23 protein-coding genes and 1 pseudogene are annotated in these 19,228 nt (G+C 62.7%); 11 read left to right on the forward strand and 13 right to left on the reverse strand.

The window, feature by feature from the left end; translation table 11 throughout:
- Positions 1 to 61 precede the first annotated feature (61 nt).
- The 5 genes from LJF34_RS13535 to LJF34_RS13555 all read left to right on the forward strand — a co-directional run bounded on the left by LJF34_RS13535 (position 62) and on the right by LJF34_RS13555 (position 4,527).
- Entirely contained in the window at positions 62 to 568 is a 507-nt protein-coding gene (locus LJF34_RS13535; protein WP_231185542.1) for a hypothetical protein, read from the forward strand.
- A 92-nt stretch (positions 569 to 660) separates the two neighbouring features.
- On the forward strand, positions 661 to 1,320 hold the full coding sequence (locus LJF34_RS13540) for a TrkA family potassium uptake protein (RefSeq protein WP_231185543.1): 660 nt from the start codon (positions 661 to 663) through the stop codon (positions 1,318 to 1,320).
- 801 nt (positions 1,321 to 2,121) lie between these two features.
- Positions 2,122 to 3,948 (forward strand): LEA type 2 family protein, encoded by a 1,827-nt coding sequence (locus LJF34_RS13545; protein ID WP_231185544.1) that lies wholly within the window; start codon positions 2,122 to 2,124, stop codon positions 3,946 to 3,948.
- 88 nt (positions 3,949 to 4,036) lie between these two features.
- A complete protein-coding gene (locus LJF34_RS13550; RefSeq protein WP_231185545.1) occupies positions 4,037 to 4,264 on the forward strand; it encodes a hypothetical protein in 228 nt (75 codons plus the stop codon).
- An 89-nt stretch (positions 4,265 to 4,353) separates the two neighbouring features.
- Complete coding sequence (locus LJF34_RS13555; RefSeq protein WP_231185546.1) at positions 4,354 to 4,527, forward strand: hypothetical protein; 174 nt, start codon at positions 4,354 to 4,356, stop codon at positions 4,525 to 4,527.
- A 27-nt stretch (positions 4,528 to 4,554) separates the two neighbouring features.
- On the opposite strand, the gene LJF34_RS13560 is transcribed toward LJF34_RS13555, so the two are convergent.
- Positions 4,555 to 6,447, reverse strand: a complete 1,893-nt coding sequence (locus tag LJF34_RS13560) for a PGF-CTERM sorting domain-containing protein (protein ID WP_231185547.1) — start codon at positions 6,445 to 6,447, stop codon at positions 4,555 to 4,557.
- A 235-nt stretch (positions 6,448 to 6,682) separates the two neighbouring features.
- On the opposite strand from LJF34_RS13560, the gene LJF34_RS13565 reads away from it, so the two are divergent.
- Complete coding sequence (locus tag LJF34_RS13565; RefSeq protein ID WP_231185548.1) at positions 6,683 to 7,153, forward strand: hypothetical protein; 471 nt, start codon at positions 6,683 to 6,685, stop codon at positions 7,151 to 7,153.
- A gap of 27 nt (positions 7,154 to 7,180) precedes the next feature.
- Here the strand turns inward: LJF34_RS13565 and LJF34_RS13570 are convergent, their stop codons facing one another.
- From LJF34_RS13570 to LJF34_RS13620, 11 genes are all read right to left on the reverse strand, one after another.
- On the reverse strand, positions 7,181 to 7,717 hold the full coding sequence (locus LJF34_RS13570; protein WP_231185549.1) for an XTP/dITP diphosphatase: 537 nt from the start codon (positions 7,715 to 7,717) through the stop codon (positions 7,181 to 7,183).
- Between the two features lie 39 nt (positions 7,718 to 7,756).
- Complete coding sequence (locus LJF34_RS13575; RefSeq protein ID WP_231185550.1) at positions 7,757 to 8,029, reverse strand: DUF5808 domain-containing protein; 273 nt, start codon at positions 8,027 to 8,029, stop codon at positions 7,757 to 7,759.
- Between the two features lie 96 nt (positions 8,030 to 8,125).
- Complete coding sequence (locus tag LJF34_RS13580) at positions 8,126 to 8,611, reverse strand: hypothetical protein (protein ID WP_231185551.1); 486 nt, start codon at positions 8,609 to 8,611, stop codon at positions 8,126 to 8,128.
- Positions 8,612 to 8,680: 69 nt separating this feature from the next.
- Positions 8,681 to 10,255: a bifunctional N(6)-L-threonylcarbamoyladenine synthase/serine/threonine protein kinase gene (locus tag LJF34_RS13585; RefSeq protein ID WP_231185552.1), complete on the reverse strand. Its 1,575-nt coding sequence runs from the start codon at positions 10,253 to 10,255 to the stop codon at positions 8,681 to 8,683.
- Positions 10,256 to 10,390 carry a 30S ribosomal protein S27ae gene (locus tag LJF34_RS13590; RefSeq protein WP_007976639.1) on the reverse strand — a complete coding sequence of 45 codons (135 nt, stop codon included), beginning with the start codon at positions 10,388 to 10,390 and terminating at the stop codon, positions 10,256 to 10,258.
- Complete coding sequence (locus LJF34_RS13595) at positions 10,390 to 10,713, reverse strand: 30S ribosomal protein S24e (RefSeq protein ID WP_231185553.1); 324 nt, start codon at positions 10,711 to 10,713, stop codon at positions 10,390 to 10,392. Before LJF34_RS13595 ends, LJF34_RS13590 begins: the two co-directional genes overlap by 1 nt.
- 216 nt (positions 10,714 to 10,929) lie before the next feature.
- Positions 10,930 to 11,475 (reverse strand): GTP-dependent dephospho-CoA kinase family protein, encoded by a 546-nt coding sequence (locus tag LJF34_RS13600; protein ID WP_231185554.1) that lies wholly within the window; start codon positions 11,473 to 11,475, stop codon positions 10,930 to 10,932.
- A 4-nt stretch (positions 11,476 to 11,479) separates the two neighbouring features.
- A complete protein-coding gene (gene spt4 / locus LJF34_RS13605; protein WP_231185555.1) occupies positions 11,480 to 11,677 on the reverse strand; it encodes a transcription elongation factor subunit Spt4 in 198 nt (65 codons plus the stop codon).
- Positions 11,678 to 11,679: 2 nt separating this feature from the next.
- Positions 11,680 to 12,252 carry a DNA-directed RNA polymerase gene (locus LJF34_RS13610; RefSeq protein WP_231185556.1) on the reverse strand — a complete coding sequence of 191 codons (573 nt, stop codon included), beginning with the start codon at positions 12,250 to 12,252 and terminating at the stop codon, positions 11,680 to 11,682.
- Position 12,253: 1 nt separating this feature from the next.
- Positions 12,254 to 12,631 carry a DUF188 domain-containing protein gene (locus tag LJF34_RS13615; protein ID WP_231185557.1) on the reverse strand — a complete coding sequence of 126 codons (378 nt, stop codon included), beginning with the start codon at positions 12,629 to 12,631 and terminating at the stop codon, positions 12,254 to 12,256.
- A complete protein-coding gene (locus tag LJF34_RS13620; protein WP_231185558.1) occupies positions 12,631 to 13,869 on the reverse strand; it encodes a translation initiation factor IF-2 subunit gamma in 1,239 nt (412 codons plus the stop codon). Before LJF34_RS13620 ends, LJF34_RS13615 begins: the two co-directional genes overlap by 1 nt.
- 146 nt (positions 13,870 to 14,015) lie before the next feature.
- Here LJF34_RS13620 and LJF34_RS13625 point away from each other — a divergent pair, with 146 nt between their 5' ends.
- The 5 genes and pseudogenes from LJF34_RS13625 to LJF34_RS13645 all read left to right on the forward strand — a co-directional run bounded on the left by LJF34_RS13625 (position 14,016) and on the right by LJF34_RS13645 (position 18,341).
- Positions 14,016 to 14,927 (forward strand): winged helix-turn-helix domain-containing protein, encoded by a 912-nt coding sequence (locus LJF34_RS13625; protein WP_231185559.1) that lies wholly within the window; start codon positions 14,016 to 14,018, stop codon positions 14,925 to 14,927.
- A 104-nt stretch (positions 14,928 to 15,031) separates the two neighbouring features.
- Positions 15,032 to 15,298 (forward strand): hypothetical protein, encoded by a 267-nt coding sequence (locus LJF34_RS13630; protein WP_231185560.1) that lies wholly within the window; start codon positions 15,032 to 15,034, stop codon positions 15,296 to 15,298.
- 188 nt (positions 15,299 to 15,486) lie between these two features.
- Positions 15,487 to 15,813 carry a hypothetical protein gene (locus LJF34_RS13635; protein ID WP_231185561.1) on the forward strand — a complete coding sequence of 109 codons (327 nt, stop codon included), beginning with the start codon at positions 15,487 to 15,489 and terminating at the stop codon, positions 15,811 to 15,813.
- Positions 15,814 to 15,871: 58 nt separating this feature from the next.
- A pseudogene (locus tag LJF34_RS13640) lies at positions 15,872 to 16,863 on the forward strand (DUF5787 family protein).
- A 68-nt stretch (positions 16,864 to 16,931) separates the two neighbouring features.
- Positions 16,932 to 18,341: an arylsulfotransferase family protein gene (locus tag LJF34_RS13645; RefSeq protein WP_231185562.1), complete on the forward strand. Its 1,410-nt coding sequence runs from the start codon at positions 16,932 to 16,934 to the stop codon at positions 18,339 to 18,341.
- On the opposite strand, the gene LJF34_RS13650 is transcribed toward LJF34_RS13645, so the two are convergent.
- Positions 18,338 to 19,156 (reverse strand): MBL fold metallo-hydrolase, encoded by an 819-nt coding sequence (locus LJF34_RS13650; protein WP_231185563.1) that lies wholly within the window; start codon positions 19,154 to 19,156, stop codon positions 18,338 to 18,340. The genes LJF34_RS13645 and LJF34_RS13650 overlap by 4 nt on opposite strands.
- Positions 19,157 to 19,228: the final 72 nt, after the last annotated feature.

Below are 19,228 nucleotides of genomic sequence, written 5' to 3' on the forward strand. Positions count from 1 at the left end.
CATCTTGTATCGATCGCGTATGCAACAGACACGTAGGAAGTTTCTCGTAGGTGTAGCATCGGTGGCAACGATCGGCACCGGGGCGACCCTCGTCACGGGCGAGGATGCGAACGCCTATTCGAGCCTCTATTTCGCAAGCGTTACTCCGGAACGGGAGATGGTGACGTTCGGGAATGAATCGATCCACGACGTTGACGTTTCGGGCTGTGTTGTCGCCTTTGAATATGGAAATAGTGAAACCAACCAGCGACAAACGATCCCCAGCGGGACGAAAATCGGCGGCGGCCAGCGGCTCATCGTGGCAACCGGTGCAGAAGAGGTTCCAGAGGCCGACGTGACATTCGATTACGACAGCGAAGTGATTGATAACGACGGAAACGACGTTATTACACTGCTTTCGCCCGACAAATCGGAGGTGTTGTGCAGTAGTGAGGACGAGCAAACGACGACTAATTCCACGACTTCCGACGATTCCACTACCACTACGACCTCCGACGACACTGACGACACCACCACGACAACGACTACGGGCGACAACTCCGGCGAGTCGGACGATTCCGATTGCTGACGACGGTCGAATCGAGTTTCCTTTTTCGCACTGCGTCCTCTCCGCGCACGACTCACACCAACGTTTTTGTGCTTCCTATGCGATTCACAACCATGAGATTCGTTATCGTGGGATACGGACGCGTGGGAATACGAACCTCTCAAATCCTCTCCGAGGAGGGTCACGAGGTGGTTATCGTGGAAGAAGACCCGGACAAAGCGAACCGAGCGCGCGATGACGGATTCGAGGTCATCGAGGGAGACGGGTCGGACGAGACCGTCCTGACCGAGGCGGGCGTCGACACCGCGGACGCCCTCGGCGGGTTGACGGGCAACCTGAACGTCAACTTCGCGGCCTGCATGGTCGGCAAACACCACGGCTGTCGGACCGTCATGCGCATCGACGAGGACTATCGAGAGGACATCTACCACAAATACGCGGACGACGTGGACGAGGTCATCTATCCCGAACGCCTCGGTGCTGCGGGCGCGAAGACAGCGATGCTGGGCGGGGATTTCGACGTCATCGCGGACCTGACCGAGAGCCTGCAGTTGACGACGATGACGATTTCGGACGATTCGTCGCTCGTCGGAACACGGGTTCACGCGGTGGAGCTACCGACCGACGCGCGAATCTACGCCCACGGTCGGAAGAAAGAACGGATGACGATTCCCCTTCCGGGGACGAAACTAGAAGCGGGTGATCGGGTCGCGCTCATCGCCGCACAGGACGCGCTCCCTTCAGTGCGCGAGCGACTACAGGCAAGCGCCTGAGGAGTACCGTTCGGTGGTCGGTTTCGGGGAGTAACCGGGTTCGTATGTTCGGGAGATGTAACGCGACGAGCGACGGCGACGTATCTCCGGATGTGTAGTCACCGAAGCGAAAAACGATTGGGCAGCGCGGGGTTCTAGGGTCGTCCGGGACGAGAACTTTCGTGGGGGGGTTGGTGACACTGTAACGGGAAGCCAACCCGTCGCCAGAGCCCCCGGCCCCGCCGGGAGACCCACCGCGAGACTGCGACACGCTTCGCGCCCGAGCCGTCGGGCGCAACTGTACGAATGGCTGGATACCCCTTTGTTATGTGCCGTTTGTCGGGTCGATAGGTGCCCTCTGACCCGGTCAGGACGGGTCTACGGCGATGAAAGCGTGCCCTACGAGGGGAAAATATCGTACCGCGCAAAGGGGGAGTGCCGAGCGGAGGGGTGGGAGAGCGAGGGAGTTCAGGGAGTTGTGGGTGGTGTGTGCCGGGCGCGCGGAGTGGGAGGATGGGAGAGAGGGTGGTGTGCGCGCCCGTTTCCGGATGGGTATGGTGAGGACTTAAAACCGCGTCAGACGGCCGTATGCTCCTGCCGCCGAACACTGACCCGAAGCGAGCATTTTCGCCGGGTGTAACGGTATGATAGATGATAATTTTGTCCCTTTGAAGAAATCTATAAAACAAGGAATCTGACACTTTCGCCGAGATTCTCACCGAATCGGGTGGATGATTACAGGTAAAGTTACTTGGTGGTGGGTGCAAATTGACCGGATAATGAACTGTGTGTTGAGATATATATCATCAAAAAGGTATGACGATGACGATTCGTAGCATCATCGGGAAGGTACTCGTCGCAATGGTGACCCTCTGTGTCGTGACTGCGGGAGGGATCGGAATCGCGTTGACGTCCGGGATAGTGACGGTCGGGCAACCGAGCGTCGAAAACATCCAAACGGAGTGGGGAGCGGTCACCCCGAAAACGACGGAGATCCGAACGAACATCGCGGTGAACAACCCCAGTTCGGTCGGAATACCGAGCGTGGCGGACGTCAACTACGAAGTCGGGATGAACGACGTGACGGTCGCCTCGGGGCACGTCAACAACCTCGGCCTCCCGTCCGGGGAGTCCACGATTTCGACGACGACCGAGATGGACAACGGGAAGATACCGGCGTGGTGGGCGACCCACATCAACAACGGCGAGAAGACGACGGTCAGCATCGCACCGTCCATCAGCGTGCCGCTGTTCTCGAAGGACCTCCCCGCGGAGAAGCGAAGCTTCGAAACCGACCTCCTCAGCGCGTTCAACAGCACCGAGACGCGCACGATGACCGCCGGAAACGAGGAGGTTTTGCGGGTGACGAAAACGGACGCCTCGTGGGGGCACGCGACGGCGGCGGAGACACCCCTGCACGTCAGCGCAACCGTCGAAAACCCGACCAGCGGCGAGGTCGTGTTCTCCCAACTCGGCTACAGCATCACGATGAACGACGTGACGGTCGCCGGTGGAACGACGGACGGCGAAGTACACGTGGAATCCGAGGAGACGACGTCGTTCAGCATCGACTCGACGTTCGACAACGGAAAACTCCCCGAGTGGTGGCAAAGCCACGTCGAGAACGGCGAGGAGACGACGATGGACGTGCAGTTTTTCGCGACCATCACCGAAGACGGTGAGACGAAGAAAGTCGAACTGCCGTTCCTGAGCAAACGTATCGTCTTCACGACGGACGTCCTCGGCGGCGGCAAGACGACGACGAAGGAGGTGCCGCGAAACGGGGCACGGTCGTTCGCCCCGCCGACGCTCCAGTCGCTCGAAAGCGAGTGGGTCGTTCCCGAGACGGGGAACACGGGCGTTCGAACCCACGCGACCGTCAACAACCGGAACGAACCGGGGTCGGTGTTCGCCGATCACCTCTCGGTCGACGCCGAGTACCGCGTGCTGATGAACGACGTGTCGCTGGTCGAGAGCGAGACGAGCGAGAAAATCGGACCGGGGACGACCGACTTCGAGATTACCGGCGAAATCGCGGACGGGACGATACAGCGGTGGTGGGTCAGCCACGTCAACAACGACGAGCGGACGACCCGAACCGTCGAACGCGACGTGACCGTCGATGCCGGATTCGCCCGCCTCCCCGTGGGCGAAAAAGCGGACCGCGGAACCGTTCGCACCGACATGCTCGGCGCGGTCGATTCGAACGCGAGTCAGACGTATTCGGTCGCCGGACAGCCGATAGGCCGCATCGAGAACGTGCAGGCGGACTGGGGTCGCGCGACGATGGCGGAGACGCCCATCGAAGCGTCCGCTACCGTGAAGAACGAGCGAAGCGATTCGATTCACATCGTCGAAATCGGCTCGAAGATATCGATGAACGGCGTCGTCCTCTCCGACGAATCGACGCCGAAGAACGTCGAAATCGATCCGCACAGCGAGGCAACGGTGAACGACACGGTGATGCTCGACAACTCGAAACTCGGCACGTGGTGGAAGACCCACCTTCGCCGCGGCGAGGAGAGCACGCTCGACGTCGGATACTACGTCGTCATCGAGTACCACGGGATCACCCAGCGAATCGATCTGGATTCGCTCAACTACCAAACGACGGTGAAGACGAACATTCTCGGCACCACGTCGGCCTGAGACGACCGTTTTCGTCAGTTCGTGCTTCGGGAAGTCACATGATAACAATCGGCATAATTTATTAGTGCTTCACGGTCGAGGTATCCGTATGCCTTCGAGACGTGACGTGTTAGCGACCCTGTCCGCGTGCGTGGCAGGCGGAAGTCTCGCTGGCTGTTCGGCACTCGGTGCTGCGGGCGGCTACATCGAGACGAAAGAAATAACGGGGAAGCGACGACAGAAGGGAGGACTACACGACGAAACGGTCGTCAGCGTCGGCCTGAGCGATTTGGCCGATGACCCTGTCATCACCGTCGCCGAGGAGTGGGCCACGTAGTTCACGGACCCGACCCGATTGCAGGTCTCCTCGGCGCTTCACGACCGTTTGATGGACGAGTACGAGGATGTCGGCTACGTCGTCGGCGTGTGCAGTCCCGATTGGCGAGCGGGTCCGACTCGTTCGGGTGTTACACCGGGGCGACACACCGTGGCGATTTCAACCGAGCGGAGGTCGGCGACCGCGTGCAGGCCAGCTATTCGAACTCGAACATCGAGATTCGAAGCGTCGAAGGGTCGTGGGGCGGCGAAAAAAGCGAATAAGTCGTTCTACGTCGGTCGAATGCCGAATCAGTCGCGCCGCGAGAGCAGCGCCGCACCCGCGAGGGCGACGACCGCAACCCCGACGCCAAAACCGGGCTGTCCCGATTCGTTCGTGGATTTCGACTGCGTGTCGTTCGCGTTCTGAACGCCGAGATACGTCGCCGCTTCCTCGGTGTCCATCGACGGGAACTCCCGGTCCCACTTGCCGGGCATGTGGATGTTCGTGTCGGCATCGGCGACGGCGAGCGCGCGAACGTCCGCTTTCGAGGCGTTCTCGCCGACCAAGCCCGTCACGCGGACGTAGGTCGTCGTGGTGTCGCCGTTCGTTCGACCGACGATGCTGGAAACGTCCGTGTCTCCGTACGATTCGCCGAGCGCGTCGGCGAGGGCGCTCATGTTGTCGAACTTCGCACCACCTTCGACCGTGACGGTTCCCGACCGGACGTCCATATCCACGCGGGCGGACTGGAATTCGCTGTTCTGAAACGCCCGCACCAGTTTCGATCCGCCGGCGTTCGCCTCCGACGACCCGAGCGAGGAGAGCATCGAATCGGTCATCTTCGAGAGCATCGCTCGCTGTTTCATCTCGACCGAACCGCGTGCCGTCACCTCGTCGCCGTCGGATTCGACGTGGAGCGTTACCGACGAGCGACCCAATTCGACGTCACGGTTCCGGAGTTCCCACGTGTACGCTCGCCAGTTGTCCGTTCGGTAGTGGACCTCGGCGGACACCGCCGTCGTTCCGGCAGAGGGGTGGGACGCCTCGGCGGACCATTCGACCGTCTGTTCGAGGTTCGCGGCCTGCTGTGCTTCGAACATCTGCTTCGTTTGGTCGAGGGTCTGTCCGCTCATCCCCGACGCGTTCGTGTTCTCCGCGATTTCGAGCGCGGCGGACACCGCAGCGTCGTAGTTCTCTATTTTGACGTCCCAACTGAACGTCGTCGTGCCGTTCTGCTGGCTCATTCCGAACGTCACGTGGTCGATTTTCATCCGTTCGATGTCCGCGGAGAGATCGTCTATCTCCTCGTCCGAGAGCGAGACTTGCGGTGAGGACTTCAGACTCCGTGCGATGGTTTTGGAAATGGAGTCTTCGAGGCCGGTGAACTCGACGTGATAGTCGACGTCGAGCGTCGGTTCGTCGCCCGATGCGTCGTAGGCGTAGCTGTCGATAGTCACCGTCGCGGAGCCATCGTTCCGCGTGGCGATGGAACCGTACTGGGCTTCGAGGTGCGCTTTCGCCTTCTCGCGGGTTCTCCACGAGTCGGACATGAACGGCGAAATCGCGCCGCGTTGGGAGCCTTTCAGAACGAATCCGTCCGCCGTCTCGCGGAGGTCATACTGGAGGCTCTTGTCGGTTCCCGACGCCGAGACTCCGGACACCGTGCCCGACCCTTTCGTACTGAACGAGTCGCCCGTGACCGTCACGCGGCCCTCGGTGTTCATCGAATCGACGCTCGACGCGAGCGATTCGCCGTCGAGCGTCGCGTCGAGCGTCAGGTCGCCGGTCGCCGTTTGCTCGTCCTGCTTGCTGTCCACGTCGAGCGTGAGGTCCGAAATCGAGTCAGGACTATCGGCGGTGAGCGACCCGTTGCCGCTGTAGCCGTCGGGCGTCATCACGAGCGACGCCGCGGCGTCCATGTCCGATTCGGTTTCGTCCGTCGCGAGGATGTGAACGAGCCCTTCGGTCACGTTCGCGCCGAACTCCGCGGTGCTGTTGCCCGCGTTGGTCTCGTTGTAGGCGAGAACCGCATCGCCGTTCTCCATAACGTAGATGGAGTCGGCGGAGTCGACTGGGTTGGAGAGCTGTTGCTGGGAGGAGTGCGGCCCGGAAACCGGTCCGGTCGCCGCAACGGGGGCCATGAGTAACACCAAGACCTGCGCGAGCGCGAGGATGGTGTAGGTCGATACGTTCCGTACCATAGAAATAACACCATGCTGATGTGTTAAAACACTTCTGCTATCCGGTGTCGTTGCTGTACGGTACCGACGTCCCCCTCATCGGCCCAATGACAGATATCGAGATCCGAACTTTCCAAATCAGTTTTCCCGCTCGGGGCCTCACATCGGACCATGACGTGGCGCGAACTGTTCGACCGGACGGACGGGACCGAAACCGACCTCGAAACGATTCGACGTACCGTCGCGGAGCGACGCGATGAGTGAACCGAATCCGGCCCGCCTCGTCGCTGACGCCGACGTGTTGGCCGCGGACATGCTGGTCGGCGGCGACGCTCGCGACGCGATGGACATCGTGCGAGGCCACTCGTGGGTCGAACTCGTCGCCAGCGACGAACTCATCGACGACGCCGAGGCCGTCATCCGCGACCTCGGGAACGACGAACTCGCTCTCGACTGGCGGGGGAAAATCGAGGACCTGCGAACCGAAGTCGAACAGACGCCGGGCGACCATCCCGCGCTCGCCAGTGCCAACGCTGGAAACGCGGCGCACATCCTCTCCTACGACGATTCGCTGCGAAACGCGGAAACCGGAATCGCGCTTCAGGGTCGGATTTCCGTCAGCGTGAAGCGACCCGACGGGTTCGTGAACCTGTTCGACCCCGAGAGCCTGTACGACGTCGTGGTCGGCGGGGAGTATCCCGGCCCGGACAGGGACGTTCGGAACTAACTGCGACCGATGTGGAGCGAGTCGTTGTTACCGCTCCGCCAACCAGTCCGCGAACTTCGCCAGCGCCCGCCCGCGGTGGGAGATGGCGTTTTTCTCCTCGGTGCTCATCTCCGCGAGCGTCTTCCCTTCGTGTTCGAAGATGGGGTCGTAGCCGAACCCGCCGTCGCCGCGCGGAGCGACGAGCGTTCCCGGCACCGACCCCGAGAAGGTTTCGGCGTTCTCGCCGTCGTAGTAAGCGACGACGCAGCGGAAGTGTGCGCGGCGGTTCTCCTCCCGCTCGGCGAGTTGCCAGACGCGCTCGACGCCGAGCGTGTCCTCGACGTAGGCGGAGTACGGGCCGGGAAAGCCACCGACCGCGTCGATGAACAGACCCGCGTCGTCCACGACGATTGGCTCGTCGTTACCGGTCTCCTCGAACGCCTCGCGCGCGCCGTGGAGCGCGATTTCGGCGAGGTCGTCGCTCTGGACCTCCGTGTAGTCGTAGTCGATTTGACGAACCTCGTCGTCGAGATACTCGCGCGCTTCGCGTACTTTACCGTCGTTGCCGGTGACGAACCGAATCATACGCGAGGGAGGGTCGCGCGGGGAAAAAGAACCGTCGAATCAGTCGTCGTCGACGATGACTTCGACGGGTTCGTTTTCGGACTCCGTCTCGCCTTCCTTGTTGCTCTCCATCCAGAACAGGACGCCAGCGACGGCGAGGATGACCCACGAACGCCAGTTGGCGAGGTTGAGCGTGTAGCCGACGCCGAACGGCTTTTCGACCAGCATTCCCTCGCCCGGCTTCCAGTACGAAGAGAGCATGCGCCCCATGCTGGGTCGTTCGAAGTTGTACGGGACTCCAAAGAGCGTTCCCGAAGTTTCCTTGTCGGACATGCGATACACATGGGTCGCACCTATTATAGCGTTTGGGGCATTCGATCGGAAGGGAAGTCTGTAGCTGACAGCGGTGAAACGACAGTCGTGCGGCGATCACGTCCCCCCGGATTCCCGATACGCCCGTATCCGCTCCATCGATTCCTCCGTGAAGTTCCGTTCCATCAGCGGAATTTTGTCCTCGTACAACCAGTACGTCACGAGCGACGCGTGAACGCCGGCCTGCATACCGATCCACCACAGTGTTCGCTCCCGTTCCCAAAACTGCTCGCGGAGCCATTCACCGCTGGGGCGACGGTCGACGATAGAACGATACGCGCCTTCGGCATCGTCATCGCGGGGCGTGATGAGGCCCCGTTTTTCCAGCAGATACGCGGTGATGAAGACCTCCCCCAGACCGGGGACGGTTCGTTCCTCGCTTACGGTCTCGCTCAGTTCGTCGTGAATCGATTTGACCGCTACGTACGGGTCTTCCCCATGAACCTCCTCTCGCATCGTCTCGACGTACTCGTCGACCTCCGGGGCAGGCGGTCCGGTGGCCGCTTCGACGACGTCCCACGAAACGGGGTCGAAGTTTCCCATAGTAATCGTACCGAGAGAAAGACAATAAAGCACCCCGCCGATTCACCACACGAAAGCTGAAAATCGCCGTCACTGATACCGGCCGCGGCCTTCGATTTCGCGCAGTTGGTCGAGGACCGCGGCGGTTCCCGTCTCCTCGTAGGCCGCTTCGAAAGCCCGCTGGAGTTCCGCGGCGTCGTCCGCGGTGCCCGCGAGGCTTTGACTGAAGACGTGGAGGTCCATCGCGTAGTCCTCCACGTCGTCCGAATAGTAGCCCAAACCGAAGTCGATGACGTAGGTTCGGTCGGCGGCACACCGCAGGTTCCGCGTGGTCGGGTCGCCGTGGACGATGCCGTTTCGGTGGAGCGTTCCGAGATGTCGGCCCACGTCGCGCACCCGGTCGGCGGTGAGTTCGTCCCGCAGGTCGCCGTGGCCGACGCGTTCGAACTCGATTGCCGATTCGGCGAGGTCGATGTCGGAGACGACCGGCGTCGGAACGCCCGCACGTCGCGCGTCGCTGGTGAGGCGCGCTTCGAGCGTCGTGCGTTCCTTTCGGAGGTGTGCATCGAGCGACGGGTGACGGTAGGACTTGGGTGTCCGGCGTTTCATCACGCGCTCTTCGCCGATGGAGACCGTCGCTTCCGCGCCGCGAACCTCGTCCGCCTCGGCCGGGAGAAAGGCATCGTCCGCTTCCGTTCCGCGCCACGTGACGGCCACTTGGTCGGGACGGAAGTTCGAGTCCACCGACGAGTCGGACACCGGAATCGTGTCGCCTGCTGCCAGCATCTCCGCGCCGAGGACGGCGATCATTCCGGCGTTATCCCGCAAGAATCGTGGTTCCGGCGCGTAAAAGTTCGCCCCGCGCTGGTCGCACATCTCGGTGAGCATCTCACGGAGTCGTGCGTTTTGCCCGACGCCGCCGCCGAGGACGAGTTCGTCCCGGTCGGTCAGCGAAAGGGCGCGTTCGGCAACCTCCGTCAGCATGGCGAAGACGTTCTCCTGCAGCGAGAAACAGACGTCCTCGACGTCGTGACCGTCGTCCACGGCCTGCTTCGCCGCGCTCATGATGCCGGAAAACGAGAAGTCCATTCCCTTCACGACGTAGGGCATGTCGATGTACTCGCCCTCCGTCGCGGCCTCCTCGACTTTCGGCCCGCCCGGATGGGACCACCCGATGTGACGGGTGAACTTGTCGATGGCGTTGCCGACGCCCGTGTCCATCGTCTCGCCGAGGACCCGGTATCGACCGTTTCGATATCCCAGTACGTGGGCGTTGGCACCGCTCGCATTGAGACAGACCGGGGAGTCGAAGCCGGAACGCTGCCGACCGATTTCGAGGTGGGCGACCATGTGGTTCACGCCGATGAGGGGCACGTCCAGCGTTTGCGACAGCGCGCGCGCCGCCGTCCCGACGATGCGTAGACACGGACCGAGTCCCGGGCCTCGGGAGAAGGCGACGGCTGCTATGTCGCCGTCCGCTTCAGCGAGCGCCGTCTCTATGACGCGGGGAATCGCGTCGCTCATGTGTTCTGCGGCTTCCCGCGGATGAATACCGCCGCTCTCCGGTTGGTAGGCGTCGGTTTCGATAAAAACGGAATCGGTGTTCGAATCGTAGACAGACGCGCTGGCCGCCCACGCGGTACCCTCGACGCCGAGGATTCGCATTTACTTCCACTCGGTGTAGCTGCACTTGCCGCAGTGAAGCCGGTCACCGTGGTCCGCGAGGAACGAGTCGCCACAGCGGGGGCACTGCTCTCGCTCGGTCGTGCCGTCGTCGTTGTAGAGTTCGTGTCGCGGCATTATTCGGCCTCCTCGGCTTCGGGTTCGGACTCGCCTTCGGAGTCGGCCGTGATCTTGTTGCGTTCGAGCATGTAGTCCTGTTCGACGTCGCGGGCGTGCTCCGAACTGTCGTAGACCTTCGCGTAGCCGACGGTCTTTCGCATGCCGAACTTGGTGTTCATCTCGTGAACGACGACCTCGTCGGCGTTCTTGTCGAGTTTCGCCGCGAGGCTGTCGCGGACGGAGAGACGCGACGGCGTTGCCTCGTCGTGAACGATCTGGAACCGCACTTCGGTCCGGTGGAGCATTGGATTCTGCTCCTGTGAGAGGATTTCGACTTCCATGTGTAACACTCAGTTATACTGTTCTTCTCCCCGAAGCCTGTAAAAGGATTTCGAAGTGAGCGATTCCACCGGCGACCGGTCAGAACGGAAGCCACGGCGAGCGAAGGTCACGATGCGGAAAGTGCCACCGCTCTTCTCCACTATCGACGCGATACATCGTGGGAGAACAGTTCGAGCCATCGCGGAACCCGTTTCGTCTCCCCGCCGACGGTCGCGTCACGCGTCGTGGCCGAGGAGCGAGAACAGACGATCCGTCTCGCCGTCCATTCGAGCCAACAGGTCCCCGACCTCGGCCTGCAACTCGGGGGTGACTCGTGCGAGAACCATTCCTCGATCGGGTTGTCCGTAGACGACGCTCCCCCCAGTCGGCACCGCGAGGACCGCGGGAAGCGCCGCGAGGTCCTCTTCACCGTCGACCACGAGGACGGTCGGAACCGGCGACTCGACCGCCTCCACGAGCGCCCGGAGGAGGTCGTCCGTGAGGACGCCCGCCGGGTTCTCGACCCGAATGCGGCGAGCGTCGTCGCTGACCGCGTTTCGTATCTCGGGGTCGACGCGTTCGCGTTTCGTGATTCCGTCGACCAGCGCGACGTCGGGCGTGACGCCGACCGATTCGAGGTGGTACGTGACGACGTCGCCGACCGCGACGAGCGGTCCGTCCGCGGATTCGAGCAGTCGCTCGGCGTCGGTGAAAATCGGTCCGAGTGGCTCCTTTAGCTCACCGCGCAGCGCACGCGGCAGCGAGACGACGGTTTCCGACACGTCCCTACCTGACTTTCAGCGCGTAGCTTCCCGGCTTTTTGACTTCCATCTCCCGTCCGATTTCGCTCTCCTCGGGGTGCGCGATGGAGACGTAACCGCTCCAGTCCTCGGTGAGGCTGGTGGAGTTGCAGATCGGACAGATCTCCTCGTCCGCTTCGATGACGGCGTGGCAGTCGCGACAGGCGACTCGATTGCTCGCCACGGTTATTCACTCTCCGTCGTCGCGTGGCGTTTCTGTCGGTCCTCTTTCAGCCACCCGTGTTTGCCGAGACCGACCTGCTTCGCCGTGAGGCCGATTTTGCTCTCGCGCGGGTTGCGCTCGTCGATGCTCTTCGTGACGATGCGCGTTCGAACGGAGTCGCCGACGCCGAGGGCGCGGTTGGACTCACGCGAGGCGAGCGCTTGGCCCTCCTCGTCGAACGCGAGGTACTCGTCGGAAATCTGGGAGACGTGGAGCAGTCCGTCCACCGGTCCGATACCGACGAACGCCCCGAAATTGACGACTTCGACGACTTCGCCGTCCACGACTTCCTGCATCTGCGGGTCGAACGTCAGCGCGTCGAACTCCGCTTCGTAGTAGACGCCGGGTCGGTTGGGAAGCACCGCGCCCTCGCCGATGTCGTGTACTTCGGTGACGCTGACGACGCTGCCGACGTCCTCGTCCATCCGTCCTTCGAGTTTATCCTGTAGTAGCCGCTTCACCAGTCCCGGCGTAACGTCCGCGAGGAACTGGGGAGGCACTTCGACCGTGTCCTTCAATCTGGCCCGTTTGTACATGCTATGGTTGAGTGATTGCGAGTTTGTTCTTCCCCCTTATATGAATTACCGGTACGCCAGCGTCGAGCAGGCGTGTCCGAAGGGGTGCGTCGTTCGTGACGACGAAGTCGAACTCGGGTCCGAGTTCGACCAACGCGTCGTCCGCGTACGATTCCTCGTGGTCGACGGTTCGACACCGCGTCGCCAAGTCGGCACCCACACTCGCAGCGGTTGCCTCCTTCCCGTTGCCCTGTGATAGGCCGTCGAGTTCGTTCACGACGGCGCGAGGGGTGACGCATTCGAACCGGCCCAACAGGCGGTCGAGTTCGTCGAACACCCTGACGCCGGATTCGACGGGCATCATGAGGGCACTGGTATCCATGACGACGGTGTGAACCATCAGTTCTCGGTCGTGAGCGTTCCGATACCGATGAGTCGCCAACGCGCGCCGATGCGGCGGTTGATGGCGATTTTCGCCCCTTCGGGTGCGCAGACGGGACGTTTGAGCGAGACCTCACACTCGTCGTCGCGCGCGCTGGTGACGGCACCGACCGTCGTCGCCGTCCCGACCGTCAGCATGAGCGGTTCGCCCGTGCTGATTTCGTCCACGTTCTGCTCGTCCATGCCGACGAGACGGTCGAGCAGGTCGATCTTCATGGTGAACTGCTCCCACGTCGGCGGGAGGCTACCGGGCGTTCCGGCCACCTGTCCGGCGAGCGCGTCACCTTTGGTGAGGCTCGGGTCCAGGCCGGTTCCGACGCCGAGGAGTCCACCGGGCGTCACCTCGTCCACGATCTCGCCGCCCGCTTGGAGGGAGCGAACGTCGGTCTGGATGGGTTCCCACTGCGTCTGGCCGCCTTCGTCCACCTCTCGACCGGGACGAAGTTCGAGTTCGTCGCCCTCGGCGAGTTTTCCCTGCACGAGACTGCCGCCGAGGACGCCGCCCGTGAGGTCGTCCCACGTCGTTCCGGGACGGTTGATGTCGAAACTGCGGGCGACGTACATCTGCGGTTCGTCGCTCGGGTTTCGTTCCGGCGTCGGAATCTCCTCCTCGATGGCCTGAATCAGCAGGTCGACGTTGACCTCCTGTTGAGCGCTTATCGGGACGACGGGCGCGTCCTCCGCGACCGTCCCTTCGACGAACTCCCGAATCTGTTCGTAGTTTCGTCGCGCGCGGTCGGGACTGACGAGGTCGATCTTGTTCTGTGCGATGACGATGTTCTCGATGCCGATGATGTCGAGCGCCATCAGGTGCTCTTCCGTCTGGGCCTGCGGGACGTTCTCCGTGGCCGAGACGACGAGCACCGCGCCGTCCATCAGCGATGCTCCCGAGAGCATGGTCGCCATGAGCGTTTCGTGGCCGGGCGCGTCCACGAACGATACTGTACGAATCGGGTCGCTTTCCGAACCGTCGGCGCACGTCTCGTCTACCGTGTAGCACTCCGGCGCATCGACGTCCGGGCACCGCCTGAACGTCGCGTCCGCGTAACCGAGTCTGATGGAAATCCCCCGCTTCATCTCCTCGGAGTGCTGGTCGGTCCATTCGCCGGAAAGAGCCTGCACGAGCGTTGTCTTTCCGTGGTCTACGTGGCCGACGAGTCCGATATTCACCTCCGGTTGGTTGTGTGTTCCTGTCAACGTTGACCTCCTGAAGTAATTTGTCGTAGATTCGGCCCGAACGACTGATAAACCTACTGTTCTCGTATCGCGCGCGCTCCTGACAGAAACGTTACAAAAATGTAATTCAGGTAACGTTTTATCTGCCTTCCGGTACTGCTAGAACCATGAGCAGCGATACCGGATTACAGGAGTGTGAGGACTGTCTCGCCCCGGCGGAGGCGTTCTCGGTCATCGCCAACGAGACGCGCCTCTCGATCTTGGAGGCGCTCTGGCAGGCCCCGGAGCGGCCGGTCGGCTTCTCGGAACTGCGTAAACAGGTCGGGATGCGCGACAGCGCACAGTTCAACTACCACCTGAAGCAGTTGACCGACCACTTCGTCGTTCGAACCGACGCGGGCTACGACTTCCGACAGGCCGGGAAGAAGGTCGTGAGCGCGATTCTCGCCGGGTCGTTCAACGAACACCCGCACCTCGACCCAATCGAACTCGACGAGACGTGCGTGGACTGCGACGCCCACCTCCGGGCCGCCTACGAGGAAGAAACCCTGACCGTCGCCTGCCCCGACTGCGGCAAGGCCCACGGCAACTACCCGTTTCCGCCCGGCGGCCTGAACGACCGAACGGACGCCGAGGTCATGGACGCGTTCAACCAGCGCGTGCGCCACCTCCACTGCCTCGCCGCCGACGGCGTCTGCCCGGAGTGCAACGGTCGGATGGAGACGACGGTAAGCCGCGACACCGAGGAGGTCCTCGGCACGAAGGTTCGAGTGGACCACGAGTGTGCACAGTGCCACCACCGACTCCACTCGACGGCGGGACTGTCGCTCCTCGACCAGTCGCAGGTCGTCACGTTCTACAGCGACCACGGCATCGACCTCTGTACGAAACCGTTCTGGGCGCTCCCGTGGTGCGTGGACGACGGAAACACGACGGTTCGATCGGAGGACCCGTGGCGAATCCACGTCTCGATTTCGCTGGACGACGAGGCGCTCGACGTGACCCTCGACGGCGACATGGCCGTGATCGAAATCGACCGCACCCACACCGCTTCCGCCGACGCCAAGGGCACCGTCTGACAACCCTTTTACAGGAGTGCGTTTCAGTAACGCGTCCTACAGAAATGTTCTTCAGCTAACAGTTTTGTCGGTGTCTCCCCTCTCTCCACCTGAGGAGAGCCCCCATGAAGTACGAAGCAATCCCCGGTCTCGCCGAACCGACTCTCGGATACGACATCGTTCGCCGAGCGCTCGCCACCCTGTTGATCCTCGCGATCGGTATCGCGAGCGCCCTCGCGGTGGGCACCGCGTTCGTCTACGGGGTCGAGGCCATCGGAGCGAACGTCCCGGTGATGCTCCTCGGTTGGGCCGCCAGCATCGGCATCGCGTTCGCCCTCCCGTTCCTCGTCGTCCGCGTCGTGACCGCGGCCCTCACCGCGTTTCGACTCTGAGACAGATCGCGACCATCTTCCCGCTGACGCCCTTCTTTCCCGTTCGTTTCGATGAGAGCGGTTTGTGACCGCTCCAACACGCTGGCTTCGAAGATAACCCGTAGCCAACGCTCCCAACGACAGCAATAAGAAGCCCTCGAAAGCCCCCGCCACGCTCCGAGATGACTTTGGTTCCCGGTTCGACGTGAATGCTGAATCAGTCCCCGAAAGCCCCCGCCCGCTCGCGGTCGCTCGCCAACATCTCGACTTGGCACAAACCGCGTGCCTCGCCGAGAGGGGTCGGCGAAACGACCACGACAAGCGCGAGCGGGCGGCCCCTTTCAGTCCTCCTACGACGCCACAACCCCCACAGCACCGCGACAGCCACACCCTCCCCACCCGATTCCGTTCCTCACTCCGTTGCGGTACTCATCCCTCGCACGCTACAGCGAGAGGACGCGGCCGAGAGTGGCCGCGTCCTCTCGCCAGCACGCGCCACGGTGGTACTTCACCATCCGAGAAATCGAACGAACTGAACCCCTCGATTCCACCCTTCCCGCGGCTTTTTTGCCGACCGAATCCCTCTGGGGAGTCGTGCGAGAGTTTCCGTTCGAGTTGGCGTTGTGTGCCCATCTGGAAGCGACGACCGGGAACGTCATCGCCCGACAGGTCGGCGCTGGCGTCCACGCGCCCTCGAACCGAATCATCGACGTGCTGTGCGTCGAACCCGGCCCGGACTTCGACGCCCGGACGAAACTCACGGCGGAGCGGATTCCCGACGCGGCTATCGAGAGCGACGTCGGCGTCGGGGAGGCGCGCTACTGGCGCGACGCCTTCGACACGTCGCCCGAGTACGCCCGAGAAGTGGTAGACCGGGCGGTCGATATCGGGTTCTTCGAGCGCGAACGGCGTGGCGGGCGGGAGTACGTCCGACAGGTCGCCCGCTATCCCGTCTGGTTCGGGCGATTGGTGGGCATCGAGAACAAACCCGACCTCTCGGACCCCGGCGACCTCGAAACGCAACTCCGCAAGGACGTCAGCCTCGGCCTCGTTGACGAGGTGATTCTGGCGACCGAGAGCTACGTCACGGGGGCACACCTGAACCGCATCCCCGAAGAGGTCGGCGTCTGGCGATTCCACGTCGAAGAAGCGGGACGTGGAGCGGTAGGGAACGGGGGAGAAATCGAAGTGGTTCGCGAACCGACACCGCTCGACACGGACGGGGCGGGGACGGAACTCATCGAGGAACGCTCGGCCGAACGGACGTTCGCGTGGCGAGCGCGGAGCAAAAAGCCGGACGGCGGCGGCGGATGGCGGAACGAGCATACGGGAAGGGCTGGCGGACGTACGATTTTCCCGCCTGCGGCGAAATCGAAGCCCGTTCCGGCGCGCTCCCGTACTGTCGCTGGAAGGGGCGGGTCGTCAACCCCGCACGGTGTGGAAACGACTGTCCGGGACACGACCCCGCCGACGCGCCTGCGGTCGATACCGATACGGAGCGGGACGCCCGGACGCCGTGGGTTGGCGAGCCGACAGGACGGACGCGCCGACAGGTCGGACTCGGCAGATTCGGCCGAGACATGTAAAATACAATCCGTTTCCGTCGAGGCGTGAAGTGTAAACATACAAGAACCGGGATCAAGAATGGGGGTGTATGCAAACGCCCTCCCGACGGCAGTCGCTGGCCGTCGGCGCGATACTCCTGTGTTGTCTCTCCTTGTTCGCACCGACGCTCGCCGCGCAGTCGAACGGACAGGAAAACGTCGCTGATAATGGAAGTATTGCCGATAACCCGTGCGTCGGAACCATCACCGGCCCCGCAAACGGAACGACCGTCGTCGCCGTACAGGGCTACTCGTGGATAGACGACGGACAGAAGCGCGAAGCGAAACTCGTCGCCATCGGCCCGAACGGCACGGTAAAGTGGGTCCATCACACCGGCGAGCACGGCATGGTCTGGGGCTACGACGTGGACCCGATGCCGAACGGCAACCTGTTCGTCACCGGAACGGCGAACGGGGAAACCGTCGTCTACGAGTTCAACCCCCGAACGCAGGAACACGTCTGGAAGGAGACGCTCCCCATCGAGGACACCCACGACGTGGACCTCATCAACAACGGGACGCAACTCCTCGTCGCCAACCTGCGCAACTACAACGAGAAGGAGGAACGCAACGACGACAGCATCTTCGTCTACGACCTCCAGAAGGACGAAGTGGTCTGGCGCTGGTTCTTCCGCGACCACTACGATTCGAGCGTCGGCGGGAACTACACGAAAGACTGGTCGCACGTCAATGACGTGGACAAAATCGGTCCCGGCGAGTACCTCGCCTCGCCGCGCAACTTCGATCAGGCCATCGTCATCAACCGCTCGACGGGGAACGTCGACATGCAACTCGGGTCCTACGGCGAGAAGGACGTCCTCGACAAGCAACACAACCCCGACTACTTGGAGAGCGAGGACGGCACCCCGACGCTCCTCGTCGCCGACTCCGAGAACAACCGTATCGTGGAGTACGAAAAGGAGGGCGACGGGTGGAACCGAACGTGGTCGATGGGCAAAGGCGACGACCTCTCGTGGCCGCGCGACGCGGACCGCCTCGCGAACGGTAACACCCTCATCGGCGACTCGAAACACGAGCGGGTGCTGGAAGTCACCCCGAAAGGGAAAGTCGTCTGGGAGTTCTACACGCCGTGGCTCGTCTACGACGTGGCGCGCATCCCGGACGAACGGGTCGAAAGCCCGACCATCGCCGACCAAAACGCCACCGGAAGCTACGCGTTCAAAGGGGCGACCCAGAAGTACGACGCGGAGTCGATGAAGCAGTGTAACGCCTACCTCAACTCCATCGACGGGTGGGCCGACGGGCAGAAACCCGACAACACGACCACCTCGGACGGAGCGGGCGTGCAGGACAACGACGAGCGCAACGACGGAAGCCTCGGTGGTTCGGACGGTGACTCCGGCGACTCCAGCACGTCGCTTCCCGGGTTCAACGTCGTCGTGGCACTCGTCAGCCTCCTCGCCGCAGCGGCGCTGTTGGTTTCCGACCGGCGGGACTAAATCCGGTATCGCTCGCCGTCCACCGCGAGCGGTTCCTCGAACGCCTCTTCTTCGGAGTAGAAGTGCGACACGTGTACCAGTCGCGTCACCTCCGCATCCAGTTCGTCGGCCAACGAGAGCGCCCCTTCGCGCGTCATGTGTTTGTACCCGAAAGTGCGCGGAACGCCGTCGTCGGTGTGATGACGGCCGCCCGCGGGATGGTACTCACAGAGCGACGCGGGGACGATGGCGTCCGCCAGAAAGAGGTCGGCACCCGACAGGGCGTCCCGAGACGCGTCCGGAATCGAATAGCCCGTGTCGCCCGTGAGCGCGAGTTTCGAACCGTCGTTCTCCACGACGACGCCGTAACAGACGAGCGGGGGGTGTTCGACGGGGACGAACGTCACGTCGAACCCGCAGGCCGAAAACGACACGAGCGGTTCTCGATCGTGGACCGTGATTTGGTCGAGGTAGTCGAACTTGTCCCGAATCGTGTCGGCGACGCTCTCGTCCGTCTTCGGGTCGGTTTCGCCCGTCGCGTGGACGGGCAGCGAATCGAACAGTCGATAGGCGTTCCCCAACCCGTCGAGGTGGTCGAAGTGGATGTGCGTGATGAGAACCTCGTCGGGCAGCGAGACGTCGTTGTCGAGAAACTGCGAGCGAAAGTCCGGGCTGGCGTCGATGAGGAGACACTCGTCCGTCTCCTCGTTGCGGACGTGAACCGAGAACCGCGAGCGCTCCACGCCGCGGTCCCGGGCCTCGCGGCAGGTGTCGCAGTCGCATCCGACCGTCGGAGTGCCAGTCGTGTCGCCGGTTCCGAGGAGGGTGACTTCCATCGGTACAAGATGCACGGCGACGGATGCTAAATGTCGCGGTCCGCGATGGTATCGCGGGAAAAGTCGTCGGGC

This window comes from Haladaptatus sp. DYF46, assembly GCF_021083305.1.
Lineage (GTDB): Archaea > Halobacteriota > Halobacteria > Halobacteriales > Haladaptataceae > Haladaptatus.

What these genes read in the sequence shown, in the direction of transcription:
- LJF34_RS13540 (WP_231185543.1), top strand. Translation starts at nt 661, where the DNA reads ATGAGATTCGTTATCGTGGGATACGGACGCGTGGGAATACGAACCTCT.
- LJF34_RS13545 (WP_231185544.1), top strand. Translation starts at nt 2,122, where the DNA reads ATGACGATTCGTAGCATCATCGGGAAGGTACTCGTCGCAATGGTGACC.
- LJF34_RS13550 (WP_231185545.1), top strand. Translation starts at nt 4,037, where the DNA reads ATGCCTTCGAGACGTGACGTGTTAGCGACCCTGTCCGCGTGCGTGGCA.
- LJF34_RS13560 (WP_231185547.1), bottom strand. Translation starts at nt 6,447, where the DNA reads ATGGTACGGAACGTATCGACCTACACCATCCTCGCGCTCGCGCAGGTC.
- LJF34_RS13565 (WP_231185548.1), top strand. Translation starts at nt 6,683, where the DNA reads ATGAGTGAACCGAATCCGGCCCGCCTCGTCGCTGACGCCGACGTGTTG.
- LJF34_RS13570 (WP_231185549.1), bottom strand. Translation starts at nt 7,717, where the DNA reads ATGATTCGGTTCGTCACCGGCAACGACGGTAAAGTACGCGAAGCGCGC.
- LJF34_RS13575 (WP_231185550.1), bottom strand. Translation starts at nt 8,029, where the DNA reads ATGTCCGACAAGGAAACTTCGGGAACGCTCTTTGGAGTCCCGTACAAC.
- LJF34_RS13580 (WP_231185551.1), bottom strand. Translation starts at nt 8,611, where the DNA reads ATGGGAAACTTCGACCCCGTTTCGTGGGACGTCGTCGAAGCGGCCACC.
- LJF34_RS13585 (WP_231185552.1), bottom strand. Translation starts at nt 10,255, where the DNA reads ATGCGAATCCTCGGCGTCGAGGGTACCGCGTGGGCGGCCAGCGCGTCT.
- LJF34_RS13590 (WP_007976639.1), bottom strand. Translation starts at nt 10,390, where the DNA reads ATGCCGCGACACGAACTCTACAACGACGACGGCACGACCGAGCGAGAG.
- LJF34_RS13595 (WP_231185553.1), bottom strand. Translation starts at nt 10,713, where the DNA reads ATGGAAGTCGAAATCCTCTCACAGGAGCAGAATCCAATGCTCCACCGG.
- LJF34_RS13610 (WP_231185556.1), bottom strand. Translation starts at nt 12,252, where the DNA reads ATGTACAAACGGGCCAGATTGAAGGACACGGTCGAAGTGCCTCCCCAG.
- LJF34_RS13615 (WP_231185557.1), bottom strand. Translation starts at nt 12,631, where the DNA reads ATGGTTCACACCGTCGTCATGGATACCAGTGCCCTCATGATGCCCGTC.
- LJF34_RS13625 (WP_231185559.1), top strand. Translation starts at nt 14,016, where the DNA reads ATGAGCAGCGATACCGGATTACAGGAGTGTGAGGACTGTCTCGCCCCG.
- LJF34_RS13630 (WP_231185560.1), top strand. Translation starts at nt 15,032, where the DNA reads ATGAAGTACGAAGCAATCCCCGGTCTCGCCGAACCGACTCTCGGATAC.
- LJF34_RS13635 (WP_231185561.1), top strand. Translation starts at nt 15,487, where the DNA reads ATGCTGAATCAGTCCCCGAAAGCCCCCGCCCGCTCGCGGTCGCTCGCC.
- LJF34_RS13645 (WP_231185562.1), top strand. Translation starts at nt 16,932, where the DNA reads ATGCAAACGCCCTCCCGACGGCAGTCGCTGGCCGTCGGCGCGATACTC.
- LJF34_RS13650 (WP_231185563.1), bottom strand. Translation starts at nt 19,156, where the DNA reads ATGGAAGTCACCCTCCTCGGAACCGGCGACACGACTGGCACTCCGACG.